Origin of the sequence: Anaerolinea thermophila UNI-1 (assembly GCF_000199675.1) — a bacterium.
Lineage (GTDB): Bacteria > Chloroflexota > Anaerolineae > Anaerolineales > Anaerolineaceae > Anaerolinea > Anaerolinea thermophila.
Window position 1 is genome coordinate 2,608,741 of record NC_014960.1, and the last position, 12,339, is coordinate 2,621,079.

Annotated in this window: 13 protein-coding genes, 1 other RNA gene and 1 pseudogene; 4 read left to right on the forward strand and 11 right to left on the reverse strand. The window is 54.8% G+C overall.

What is annotated here, in order from left to right; translation table 11 throughout:
* Nucleotides 1–14 precede the first annotated feature (14 nt).
* Nucleotides 15–2,333, reverse strand: a complete 2,319-nt coding sequence (locus ANT_RS11805) for a DUF4129 domain-containing transglutaminase family protein (protein WP_013560757.1) — start codon at nt 2,331–2,333, stop codon at nt 15–17.
* Between the two features lie 70 nt (nt 2,334–2,403).
* Between ANT_RS11805 and ANT_RS11810 the strand changes: the two genes are divergently transcribed.
* From ANT_RS11810 to ssrS, 3 genes are all read left to right on the forward strand, one after another.
* Nucleotides 2,404–3,372, forward strand: coding sequence for a phosphatase PAP2 family protein (locus tag ANT_RS11810; RefSeq protein WP_013560758.1), 969 nt, complete (start codon nt 2,404–2,406; stop codon nt 3,370–3,372).
* A gap of 18 nt (nt 3,373–3,390) precedes the next feature.
* A complete protein-coding gene (locus ANT_RS11815; protein ID WP_013560759.1) occupies nt 3,391–3,612 on the forward strand; it encodes a YtxH domain-containing protein in 222 nt (73 codons plus the stop codon).
* 54 nt (nt 3,613–3,666) lie between these two features.
* Nucleotides 3,667–3,842, forward strand: a non-coding RNA gene (gene ssrS / locus ANT_RS16850) — 6S RNA.
* An 18-nt stretch (nt 3,843–3,860) separates the two neighbouring features.
* On the opposite strand, the gene hisE is transcribed toward ssrS, so the two are convergent.
* The 10 genes and pseudogenes from hisE to hisG all read right to left on the reverse strand — a co-directional run bounded on the left by hisE (nt 3,861) and on the right by hisG (nt 11,194).
* A complete protein-coding gene (gene hisE / locus ANT_RS18150) occupies nt 3,861–4,148 on the reverse strand; it encodes a phosphoribosyl-ATP diphosphatase (RefSeq protein ID WP_013560760.1) in 288 nt (95 codons plus the stop codon).
* On the reverse strand, nt 4,145–4,462 hold the full coding sequence (hisI, locus tag ANT_RS18155) for a phosphoribosyl-AMP cyclohydrolase (RefSeq protein ID WP_013560761.1): 318 nt from the start codon (nt 4,460–4,462) through the stop codon (nt 4,145–4,147). The genes hisE and hisI overlap by 4 nt, the downstream gene beginning before the upstream one ends.
* Entirely contained in the window at nt 4,459–5,238 is a 780-nt protein-coding gene (hisF, locus tag ANT_RS11830) for an imidazole glycerol phosphate synthase subunit HisF (RefSeq protein WP_013560762.1), read from the reverse strand. Before hisF ends, hisI begins: the two co-directional genes overlap by 4 nt.
* Nucleotides 5,232–5,978 (reverse strand): 1-(5-phosphoribosyl)-5-[(5-phosphoribosylamino)methylideneamino]imidazole-4-carboxamide isomerase, encoded by a 747-nt coding sequence (gene hisA / locus ANT_RS11835; RefSeq protein WP_013560763.1) that lies wholly within the window; start codon nt 5,976–5,978, stop codon nt 5,232–5,234. Before hisA ends, hisF begins: the two co-directional genes overlap by 7 nt.
* On the reverse strand, nt 5,975–6,583 hold the full coding sequence (gene hisH, locus ANT_RS11840; RefSeq protein WP_013560764.1) for an imidazole glycerol phosphate synthase subunit HisH: 609 nt from the start codon (nt 6,581–6,583) through the stop codon (nt 5,975–5,977). Before hisH ends, hisA begins: the two co-directional genes overlap by 4 nt.
* Nucleotides 6,584–6,597: 14 nt before the next feature.
* A complete protein-coding gene (hisB, locus tag ANT_RS18090) occupies nt 6,598–7,221 on the reverse strand; it encodes an imidazoleglycerol-phosphate dehydratase HisB (RefSeq protein WP_041455639.1) in 624 nt (207 codons plus the stop codon).
* Between the two features lie 45 nt (nt 7,222–7,266).
* Nucleotides 7,267–7,740 (reverse strand): annotated as a pseudogene (locus tag ANT_RS18095) (DJ-1/PfpI family protein); the annotation flags it as partial.
* Nucleotide 7,741: 1 nt separating this feature from the next.
* Nucleotides 7,742–8,851 (reverse strand): histidinol-phosphate transaminase, encoded by a 1,110-nt coding sequence (gene hisC, locus ANT_RS11850; RefSeq protein WP_013560766.1) that lies wholly within the window; start codon nt 8,849–8,851, stop codon nt 7,742–7,744.
* Nucleotides 8,845–10,167, reverse strand: coding sequence for a histidinol dehydrogenase (gene hisD, locus ANT_RS11855; protein ID WP_013560767.1), 1,323 nt, complete (start codon nt 10,165–10,167; stop codon nt 8,845–8,847). The genes hisC and hisD overlap by 7 nt, the downstream gene beginning before the upstream one ends.
* A 10-nt stretch (nt 10,168–10,177) precedes the next feature.
* On the reverse strand, nt 10,178–11,194 hold the full coding sequence (gene hisG / locus ANT_RS11860; RefSeq protein ID WP_049784903.1) for an ATP phosphoribosyltransferase: 1,017 nt from the start codon (nt 11,192–11,194) through the stop codon (nt 10,178–10,180).
* Nucleotides 11,195–11,636: 442 nt separating this feature from the next.
* Here hisG and ANT_RS11865 point away from each other — a divergent pair, with 442 nt between their 5' ends.
* Nucleotides 11,637–12,338 carry a C39 family peptidase gene (locus tag ANT_RS11865; RefSeq protein ID WP_041455017.1) on the forward strand — a complete coding sequence of 234 codons (702 nt, stop codon included), beginning with the start codon at nt 11,637–11,639 and terminating at the stop codon, nt 12,336–12,338.
* Nucleotide 12,339: the final 1 nt, after the last annotated feature.

Consider the following 12,339-nt stretch of genomic DNA (forward strand, 5'->3'; position numbering starts at 1 on the left):
GGGACCTCTCCGCTTCACCGAATTCCCATCAGCCGCGCTATCCAGCGTTGATAGCCTTTTAACCGCAACGTTGCGGCGGCTTGACGAGCCCGAGGTATATTATATCCCCGCTGGCTGTACATGGCACGCTGATACTCTTCCAAAAGGGTTTGAGCCTCCCCCGCCAGTTCCGGCAAGACCCGTTTTAAGTTTGCTACCTGCTCTGCAGGGGTGAGGTCCATACGAGGAGGAACACCCCAAACCCACAACAATTCAGGAACTACGGCGAACAAACGCTCCATGGGTGTACGAATGGCACGCTGTGACCAGTGTTTAAGCCACGCAGGAATCTGGAGTCCGCGCTTTTCGATGACCTGTTCTAACCAGACTGGGAAGGGCGTCTCTCTAAGCACCGTCTTCTTCCAGCGGCGCAAACCAAAGACAAGCGCCGTTGCCGCCGACACACCCAGCAAAACGCTCAACCCGCGTCCCGCCGCCTCTGCCGGGGTAGGCGGTTCTTCAATGGGAGCAGGCGGCTCTACCTCGCCAACGGGTCCGGCACCACTGGGGATAACCGGTGTTGGCGGGATGATGACTCCCCCCACAGAGGAATCACCTTCTCCCAGTGAGAAACGCAACTCCGGTTGAGACGCGGTTGGCTCAAAAGGCACCCAGCCAATGCCGGGGAAATACACTTCAGGCCAGGCGTGATAATCCTTGCCAATCACCGAGAAGACTTCTTCATCGCGCAGGTACGTTCCCTCGGCATAGCCCACCACCATACGCGCTGGTACTCCCACGGCGCGCAACATCAACACCTCGGCGGTAGCATAGTAGTTGCAGAATCCCGCCCGATATTCAAACAGAAACCATTCCATAGGGTCTTCGCCTTCAGGAATGGGAGGAATCATGGTTTGATAGTTTATACTGGTGCGCAACCAGCGGGTAATGGCATCCGCTTTTTCAAAGGGGGTATTTGCTTCGGCGGTAATCTGCTCTGCCAGTTGGCGGATACGCGGTGAGAAATCGGGTGGCAGTTGCAGATAACGTTGCTCCACCCAATCAGGATAGGGAAGGCTGGCTGAGGCTTGCAATTGCAACTGCGTGGGCACCGGAACAGACACCCGCAGGGAGTATGACTCCCCGGCGCCGAGGGGTGGACTGAGAATCAAGGCAGTGATATCGGGTCCCTCTGCACCGTCAGGCCCCACCATGGCTGTGACCACCCGGTTAATGGAAATCGGCGCGCCAGGAAAGTACAGCGTCCGCAAAAGGGAAATGCGATTGGTAATGTCTACCCCTATCTCGGTACGCCCCTGCCAGTCATACTGCGCCAGAGCATACCCGGCACCAAAACCCTGAGCAGTGACATCCGTAGTCACCCATTGACCGTCCAGGTAAGCGTCGTAAATGCGCCCTGCCCAGTAAAAGCGTCCACCTGCCAGCCTGCCGCGCTCGGTTTTGATGCGCAGAACCTCATCGTCACTTAACTCAGAGCCCTGTCCCAACGCCAGGGTTTCACCCAGACTTTCCACATATACCGGCGCAGGACTGTTCAGCGAGAACACTGCGTTGGAAATACGCTCCCGGAAACGGCTGAAGCGCTGAGAAAGTTCGCGCTGCTCTCGGGTGCCGGGGATGAAAGAGTTGACCAGCGTCGGACTGTACCAGCCCATCAACACCAGAACCAACGCTACCAGTGCCGCTCCCCGGCTGATATCAAAGCCCACCTCTCCTTCTACCATCTCCCCGCGTTGTTTCCATTCGGCATGAGCATTGAGATAAAATACCCGCCCAGCCAAAATCAACGCCACCAGGAAATACAGGAAACTGAAGGCTGAGCCGGTGTCAGGCGCGGCATACATTTCGAAGGAATAATCCACAATCAGCACCATGATTCCAGCCATGCCCAATCCCCACCATGGACGCCCATAACGCGCCAGTTGATACCCGCCGATTATCCCTGCCAGCCAGAAGATGAGGCACATTAATCCCAGGAAAAAGAAAGGATCGCGCACCGGCTGATTCAGAGCAATGGCTTCGGCAGCACTTTGCAATCGAGAAACCATGAGCAGCACGCGCTCGAGCCAGGTTTCTCCGCGCAGAAGACTTGCCAGAGTCCAGGGGAGCAGGGTCATCGTATACAGAAACCCCATGAAGGTAGCCAAACGTGGATAAAAACGGCTTGCCCCCAAGGCTAAGCCGATGATAACAGAAAGGAACACTTCAACCTGAATCAGTCCTAAGTTGACCGTCCAATTCGTGGTTTGTACCCGAACCGCGGCAAAGAAGAGCGCCAGCCAGAACAATAACCCCGCGGAGAAATCCCACATGCGTTCTTTCGTGTCTTTCATAATCTCAGTGTACAATACGGTAAACGCTTCCGTCAACCATTTGCGAAATCTCTACAAGGAATGACACAGGATGGAAAATCTGCAAATTCCCATCAACCTGTTCTTTCAATCGTTAGGCATGTGGCTGGCACCCATCATGCAGTTTTTCTCTTTTCTTGGAACCGAAGAATTTTTCCTCATGGTGATGCCTGCAGTGTACTGGTGCATTGAACCCAGACTGGGAATCCGGCTGGGTTGGATGCTGGTGCTGACCAACTGGGTGAACGGAATAGCCAAACTGGCGTTCCATGCACCGCGCCCATACTGGGTCAGTGCAGAGGTAAAAGCCCTTTCCAGCGAAACGTCTTTTGGCATGCCCTCTGGACACGCCCAAAACGCGGCGGCATTATGGGGGCTGGCATCCACACAGGTGCAGTGGCGCTGGTTCCGCTGGTTGAGCCTTGCCATTATCCTGCTGATCGGTATCTCGCGCATCTACCTGGGCATGCACTTTGCCGGGGATGTGCTGGTCGGGTGGGCAATCGGTGCGGTGCTGGTATGGCTGTTCGTTCGGCTTGAACCGGGAATCCTCGAATGGGCAAAGCGACAGTCCATACGCAACCTTGGAATGGTGATTTTCCTGGCTTCCCTGCTGATCATTGCCGGGTTTAGCCTGAGCAATGTTCTGTTTGGAGACTGGAACATTCCAACCGCATGGGTAAGCCTGGCGGCAAAACAAACCCCCAACACCCCAATTGATCCAAGAAACATTGAAGGCGGGTTTACGCTTGGTGGCATTTTGTTCGGGTTTGGGCTGGGTGCTGTATGGCTCGACCGCAGGTACGGACTTCCTACCGGTGGCAGCCGGGAACAACGCATCCTGCGATATCTGCTGGGAATTGCCGGGGTGATGATATTGTGGTACGGGTTGGGAAAACTCTTTCCCGACAATGCCAATGCCATCAGTTACATGCTTCGATATCTGCGTTACGCCCTGATTGGTAGTTGGGTGTCGGTTTTTGCCCCGCTACTCTTCCGACGATTGCATCTGGTAAAATAAAAACAGGAGGTGGTTTGTATGTCCCGTGCAGTCAATCTTCTCTTAGGGTTTTTGACCGGCGCAGTGATGGGGGCAGCGCTGGGTTTGCTGTTAGCCCCAACCTCGGGGCGACAACTTCGCGAGGAAGCCCGCGAATACGTCGAGGAAATGAAGCGCGAAGTTGAAGAGGCAGCGCAGAAACGTCGCGAAGAACTGGAATTGCAATTAGCCCATCTGCGGGGTGAGATTCGCTCGGAGTAACTTGACTCTCTTAACTTTACCTACCCAAACCTGTTAAATTGTGGTATCTTTACATTAGCCCTGCTGTGCTCGTGATGCCGCAAAACCGGTTTTGAGCCAACACCTATAAAAAGGGAGCCAATCTCACGGGCGCGATGCGATAGGCTTAGGCCAAGGCAGAGCCACCGGGGCGGCTCCCACCTGCGAAAGCAGGTTCAAAACTTCGCAGCACACGGCACGGTGGGGTGTTTTCTTGTCCAATGCGGTTTTCACCCACGCGGTTTGCGGTGACGTTTCTCCAGTTCGTCAGCAATTTGCTCCGGAGTCAACCCACGGCTTGCCAGCAAGACCAGCGTGTGATAGGTCAAGTCAGCAATTTCCTCAATCAATCTTTGATCGCCCTGTGCTTTACCCGCCAGAATCACTTCCACGGCTTCTTCCCCAATTTTCTTGAGAATTTCATCCTCGCCCTGTGCGAGCAACTTTGCCGTATAAGAGTCGGGCAGGGGGTGATCTCGCCGCTCACAAATAATGGCATAAAGTTCCCGAACGTTCATTCTCCCTCCAATTCTTCAAAAAAGCATGAAACTGCACCGGTATGACAGGCAGGCCCAGCAGGGATGACCTGTACCAGCAGAGCATCGCCATCGCAATCCAGCATGATCTTTACCACCCGCTGGGTATTTCCGGAAGTCTCACCTTTGTGCCAGAATTGCTGACGACTGCGCGACCAGAAAACCGTTTCCCCCAATTCCAGCGTTTTCTGCAAAGATTCGCGATTCATGTATGCCAGGGTCAACACCTGACCGGTGCGGGCATCCTGTACAATAGCCGGGATCAAGCCATGTTCATCGAAACGAATCTCTCTCATGCCGGCCCCCTCCGCACGGGAATCCCCTGCTCCCACAAGGCTTGCTTCAAGTCGGGAATGCGCAATCTACCCTCATGGAAGAGCGAAGCCGCCAGCGCGGCATCGGCTTTTCCCGCAGTCAGCACTTGCGCAAAATGCTCCACCGCCCCTGCCCCACCAGAAGCAATCACCGGCACGGAGACGGCTTCTGCCACCGCCCGGGTGAGTTCCAGGTCAAAACCCCGCAGTGTGCCATCGGCGTCCATGCTGGTCAGGAGGATTTCACCCGCACCGCGTTGCACCCCTTCCACCACCCACTCCAGCACATCCCTGCCAGTAGGTATACGCCCGCCGTGGATGACCACCTCCCAACGGGGGGAGCCCTCCAGCGGGTTCACCCGCCGGGCATCCACCGCCAGGACAACGCATTGACTGCCAAAGCGTTCGGCGCATTCACTGAGCAGGTCGGGATTGCGCACCGCCGCAGAGTTGATGCTCACTTTATCGGCCCCCGCCAGAAGAATTCGGCGCACATCTTCGACCGTGCGAATCCCCCCACCTACTGTGAACGGCAAAAAGACCACATCCGCTACCCGGCGCACCATCTCCAGGACAGTCTCCCTCCCTTCCTGCGTGGCAGAGATGTCCAAAAACGCCAGTTCATCTGCACCCGCCTGATCGTAAATCTGCGCCTGCTCCACCGGATCGCCAGCATCGCGCAAATTGACAAAATTGACGCCCTTGACAATACGTCCGTTGGCAATATCCATACAGGGGATGATGCGTTTGGCTAACATGCTTCCTCCCGCAAAGCCTCTTCCAGCAGAATTTTTCCTTCATACAGTGCCCGCCCAAGGATGACGCCTGCCAGTCCCTGCTCACGCGCCTGACGTACCTCTGCAAGACTGCGCGCCCCGCCAGAGGCAATCACCTGGAAGCCGAATTTTTCCGCCAGCGCGCTGGCTTCATCCAACGCCAGCCCCGTCTGCATGCCATCGCGGGAAATATCGGTAAATACCACCCAGCGCACACCACAAGATTGAATGAATCGCGCGGCATCTTCCAGCAAGATTCCACCGCTTTCCTGCCAGCCGCGCACGTACACCATGCCATTGCGCACATCCAGGCTCACGGCGATACGCTCTTCGCCCCATTTCTGAACGGCTTGTTTCAGCAATTCCGGATGTTCGATAGCCATGGTTCCCACCACCAACCTGCGCACCCCGCGAACAAGCAAATCTGCCACGGCTTTGAGTGAGCGCACTCCCCCGCCCACCTGGAGGGACGCCGAGAATTCCGGAGTAATCTCCAGCATTTGTTCAATGGCGCGCAGGTTTAAGCCCGCAGATTTTTCCTCTCCAAACGCGCCATCCAGATTGACCACATGAAGCCAGCGAGCCCCCTGACTGAGAAAACGGTAAGCCACTTCGGCAGGGTCATGGCTGAAGACGGTCTGGCGGGAAGGATCGCCTTCCTGCAAGCGCACCACCTGCCCGGCGCGCAAATCAATGGCTGGGAAAACTGTAAATGTGTTCATAGGTTCAAAAAATTCTCCAGAATTTTTCTTCCAACCATCTGGCTTTTCTCCGGGTGAAATTGAACGCCCAGGAGAAATTCCCGTTGAACGGCGCTGCAAAAAGTCAAACCGTAATCGGTTTGAGCAATGCAGTCTTCACCCCACTCCGGCAGGCAGTAATAGGAATGGTTAAAGTACACGTATTCGCCGTCATCGAGGTTTCGAAAGAGCGGAGAAGAACGGCAAAAATGCAGTTGATTCCAGCCGGTATGAGGAACTTTCATGCCTGGTACTTGAGGGAATCGTACTACTCGCCCGGGCAGGAATCCCAACCCGGCAATTTGACCACCTTCTTCGCTCCATTGAAACAGGGCTTGCATGCCCACACAAATGCCCAGCAAAGGGTAACCACGTTCTACATGTTTGTTCAGCACCTCCAGCCAGCCGCGTTGAGACAAGCCATCCATGAACGCAGAAAACGCCCCTACTCCGGGCAGGACCGCTCGCTGTCCTCTCAAATCAGATGGCTCGTGTGTCACCCGCAGGGAAACGTTCAAACGAAGCAAGGCATTGGCTACAGAGCGCAGATTCCCCGTACCAGCATCAATCAGGACGACCTCAGACATACCCCCTCCACGAGTCACACCAGCACCCCTTTGCTGGAAGGCACTTTGCCCTGACGGCGGGCATCTACCTGCGCCGCCTGAGCCAGTGCCCGCCCCAGGGCTTTGAAGAGTGCCTCGGCTCTGTGATGATCATCCCTGCCATACAACACCCGCGCATGCAGGGTACAGCGAGCCGTTTGGGCAAAACTCTGGAAAAAATGCTCCATCAAGGTCACCGGAATACCCCCAACTTCTGGAGCATTCCAGAGGGCATCGAACACGCAAAAAGGTCTGCCGGAGAAATCGAGCGCCACCATCGCCAGGCTTTCATCCATCGGAACAGTGAATGACGCCATACGCACAATGCCCTTGCGATCCCCCAGGACTTGCTGAAACGCCATGCCCAGCGTGAGAGCCACATCCTCCACTGTGTGATGGGGATCAATGTGCAAATCTCCACTGGCTTGCAACCATAAATCAAACAAGCCATGCACCGCCACCTGTTCCAGCATGTGGTCAAGGAATCCCAAGCCAGTCTGAATCTGGCACACCCCGCTCCCATCCAGATTGAGACGCACCTTCACCTGGGTCTCGCCGGTATTGCGCTCCACTGCCACTTCTCGGGAGGAATAAACCGTCTCTCCTGATCCTCCCTGAATGGATTGAAGCGGTTGATTCAAGGCAATTGCCGCGGCAATGGCTTCACCAAGGGCAAGCACTGACCTGCGATCTACCGCCGTGAGGTAATGGGAATCCATCACACTGGGTTGGCGTACAGGAACGGCTCCATCTTGACGGAGACGCTCCTCCCACTCAGGCAGAGAGGCTACCGTCCTGCCCTTCAACAAGCCCGCTGCCGACGCCAGCAAAATGCCTTCCCGCAAAGCCACCAGATGCCCGGCATCGGCGGCGGTGCTCAACCAGTCTAGAAACGCCGGATTGTCGAGCAACTTCCAGACTCCCTCACCGCCCGGGATAATCAACCAGTCATAGCCGGATAAATCCGGTGCGAGCCGGGTGGCAAACACATGCAAATCGCTGGAATCGTACACCTCGCCCACCCGGGCACAGATATCCAGCCTTTCCAGATAGATTTTTTTGGGGGAAAGCAATGGCTCAACCACCATGTAAAAATCCAGACTGGAAAAACCCTCGAACACAACAACACCTGCTTTCATGTTAAGCCTCCCGTTCCAAGTTACGCAGTGCGTCCATCAGGGCTTGATGATCCTGTGGGCGCCCTACGGATATACGAATATAATTACGCAAAAGCGGCGTGTCATAGTAGCGGATGAAAATACCTTCTTGCATCAGGGCTTGCTTCACGGCCCTCGCCTCTTTTCCTTCCACCTTGCAAAGAATGAAATTGGCTTCCGATGGAATAGGTTTCAGGAAAGAAACAGCACACAACTGCTCAAAAAGTTCCTGACGTTGCTGCCGAATCTTTTCCACGTTTTGCGCCAAGCCTTCCAAATCCTGTAAAGATGCCAGCGCCGCGGCATTAGCGGCAACGTTTACGTTGTAAGGCTGTTTGGCCTTCCACAGGACAGACAAGAGCCAACCAGGAAACGCCCCATAGCCCACCCGCAACCCTGCCAACCCAGCCCACTTGCTGAAGGTGCGCAACACCACCAGATTATCGCGCTCCAGCACCTGCCGAATACGGCTCAAACGTTCCCCCAACCTACCTCCAGCGCTGGTAAACTCAACATAGGCTTCGTCCATTACCACCAGAGCATCGGTTGACAGCAGGGCTTCTACTTCTTCCGGAAGAGGCAATTGCCCATCGGGATTGTTCGGTGCGGTCAAAAAAATGACCTTGGGGCGATAACGGCGCACGGCATCCAGCACGCGCTCAAGGTCGAGGGAAAAATCTGCGCGGCGGGGGATTTCCACCACCTGACCGGCGTTCAAGCGAGTATCAAAGGCATACATTCCAAAAGTCGGCGGGAAGTTCAAAACGCAATCGCCGGGTTCAAGCATAACCCGCAGAATCAAATCAATCAATTCATCTGCACCCGCCCCAGCCATCAGGTTTTCCACGGGCACGCCGGTAAATTCTGCCAGTCTTTCCCGCAAGGCACGGCTTTCGGGATCCGGATAGATGTGGACAAACGGCAAAGACGCCAGGACTTTGCTCACCTTCGGAGATGGCCCATAGGGATTTTCGTTCGCATCCAGTTTGACGATGCGCTCCATGGGAATCCCCATGCGCGCAGAAAGCACTTCAAACGGTTCAATCGGGGTGTAGGGCGGAAAATCGTTGAAGCGTGGAGATGGGCTTAACATCGCAACCTCGCTGAAAAAGCATGAGCATCCAGTCCTTCACGCTCGGCAATAATCGCCGCCGCCGGGGCAATCTTTTTCGTGGTGGCTTCATCCAGCGCCACCAGATGTATCAGGTGAACAAAGTCCCAGACATTCAAGGGTGAAGCAAAGCGGGCAGTCCTGCACGTGGGCATGACATGGCTGGGACCTGCCACGTAATCTCCAAGAACTTCAAAACTGTGCTCACCGAGGAAAATTCCACCCGCCGCAGTGATTTCAGGAACCAGCGCCCAGGGCTGGGTTACCGAAAGACACAGGTGTTCCGGTGCGTACTCGTTAGCAAGCGCCACAGCCTCGTCCAGGTCTGCCGTCAACACTGCCCCACTGCGAACCTCCAGCGATTGACGAATGATCTCTGCCCGCTGACGTTCCTGAAGTTGACAACTTACGGCTTCCTGCACCTGCGCAATCAAGGGCTCTGAGGGAGTGAGCAAAATCGCCGAAGCCAGCGGATCGTGTTCCGCCTGCGCCAGCAGGTCTGCCGCCACCCATTCGGGATTAGCAGAGTCGTCGGCAATGACAACCGTTTCAGTTGGTCCTGCCAATCCATCAATGCCCACCGTACCGAAGACTTGCTTTTTGGCTAACGTAACAAACAGGTTGCCGGGACCGAAAATTTTATCCACCGCAGGAAGGCTTTCAGTGCCATATGCCAGCGCGGCAATGGCTTGTGCCCCACCCAGGGCATATACCTCGTCCACGCCGCACAGGGCACATGCCGCCAGGATTACGGGATCTACCTTCCCAGTACTGCGCATGGGCGGAGCCACCACGACAATTTCCGGCACACCGGCAACCTGCGCCGGGATGACCGACATCAATACTGATGAAGGAAGCGGTGCGCTACCCGCCGGCACATAAACGCCAACCCGACGAATGGGGCGCACCAGTTGCCCCAGCGTACCTCCCATGGACTGGGTCAGCCACGAAGTCAGGGGTTGCGCCAGATGAAAGCGGCGAATGCGTTCGGCGGCAAGGCGCAGAGCGTTCAACTGAACATCACTCAGGGTTTGCAGAGCAGATCGAATTTCCTCTTTGGGCACACGGAAATTTGTCAGGGAAACACCATCCAATCGTTGTGTCCATTCCTGCAGAGCGGCATCACCGCGCCGGCGCACGTCGCGTAAAATCCGCATCACGGCTTGTTCAGGAGAAAGCGGCTCGCCAAACAGTGCAGTAATGCGGTCCAGAATGAGGGGAGAAACTTCCGCCTCATCCAGGGGAATACGCTTGAGAATGGCATTTCGGGCTTCGTCAACGGAAAATTTTCGTAACATGGATTCCTCCTTATCCTTCTGCCAGGGCTTTCAGCATGGCAGTATATCGGGGGGGTTCTTCCTCAAAAATGTAATTCACCGGCACCACAACGACCCCACTCCCCCCAACGGCTCGTAATTCGCTGATAGCCTGGAACAAACGCGAACGCGGCACAATTACATTAACCGCATACCAGTTGGGGTCACCTGAGCGCACAATCACCCGGGAAATGGTTGGTCCCTGCAAACCGGCAATGGTGGGCTGAGTGAAAATGCGGGTGGCAAGTTCTTCCGGAGAAGTGCCCCGCATATTGGCAAAAATGGCTACTTCATCGCGGGCGCGCAGGTAGGCTTCGATGTATTCCAGCAGTTGACGAGCAATTTGCAAAGCCTCAGGAGAGCGTTGCAAAGAAGCGCGATTGGCAATCAGAGCCGCCTGCGAGGGTTGAATCACTCCATCAGTAAGCGGACGAAGACGGTTATCCCTTAAGGTTTGACCTGAAGAAACCAGGTCGGAAATGATGTCTGCATATCCAATGGCAGGAGCAGTTTCCAGCGTGCCTTCCGCAGAGATTAGCACGTGAGGTATACCCGCATTGCGCAGGAAGCGACCGGTTAGCACAGGATATTTGGTCGCTACCCGCAAGGGACGCCCCAATTCTTCCACATACTGGCGCAGTCGGGCAACGCTGTCCACACCGTTCCAGATTTCCGGAACGGCAAGGCAAAGTGCGCAAGCCCCAAATCCCAGGGATTCATGAAGTACCATGAGACTGCCGTTTTCTCCGCGTCGCTCTTCGATGACGTCTATACCGGTAATGCCAAAATCCACACTGCCATCGCGCACACTGACGACAATATCTGCAGGGCGCTGGAAAAGCACTGTCAACCCGGGCAGGCTTGGGATGGTAGCCTCATACTGGCGGGGATTTGGTTTGTACACGCTCAAACCACACGCCTGCAGAAAAGCCAGGGCATCCTCAGCCAGCCTGCCTTTGGAAGGTAATGAAAGCCGCACCAAATTTTGCAAAGGTTGTACCATGTTCATAGAATCCGCTTCTTGAGTCCCTTTCTTCAAAAATAAAATACCCCCGGCGGACCGGGGGTATGCATTCACGGGTATAACAGATAAGCGCTACCGACCTCCGCCCCAAAGTTCGTGGAGGTTGGTATGATGATGCAGTGCAAAACGAATATTCATCATGGGCAGTATCTTAACCAATAAATATGGAAATGTCAATGAAAAATTTCTCACTCAATGGGTCAAATCCAGTACAATGAAAAGGTCAACTTATTACCCTCTGTCATCGAACGATATGCCAAAACCTGCCCGCATTCATCTTGTCCTATCCCTTTTCGTTTTTCTTTTGCTTTCCACCTGTACAGGCGTGGAATTTACTACTCGAAAGCCTGCCACAGAGCTTTCTGCAAACATCAACCAATCATTGGGCGTACAGCAAGTAGAGCGAAGTGGTGTGGGATTTGCACTAATGGGAAAAATTTCACCATTCACCCCCACGCCAATCCCCACTTCCACTCCCACTCCGTTTCAACCTGTTCCGCCAACAGCCACTCCCATCCCACCTACTCCCACACCCACCGCTACAGCAACCGAACCTTCCCCACCCTCATTTCCAGAGGAACATTTTATTCGTAATATTTCAGGACATCCACAGTACTTCTCTTTAAGTTGCGAAGCGGCGGTGGCTACCGACTGGGCGGCATATTTTGGCGTGACCATCTCAGAGTACAACTTCCAGTTTGAACTTCCCCGCTCCGATAACCCCGAAAAGGGTTTTGTGGGCGATGTTAATGCCCCTTGGGGGCAGATTCCACCCTATGGATACGGGGTACATGCCCAACCAGTAGCAAATTTGCTCAACCAGTACGGTCTCCCCGCCCGTGCAGTTAAAGGCTGGTCTGTAGAAGAAATAAAAGCCGAACTGGCAAACGATCAACCAGTGATTGTCTGGGTCATCGGCAACGTCGAAGGGGGTATACCGTATGAGTACACCGACAAAGAAGGCAACATGGTCATTGTAGCAGCGTATGAGCATGTCATTCTGGTAACCGGTTACAGCAAAACCCACTTGCGCTACATCAGCAATGGGGCTTTTTACGATGTTCCCATCGAAGTGTTTGAGAATTCCTGGAAAGTGCTGGGCAACATGGCAATTTACTACGATGATTAAT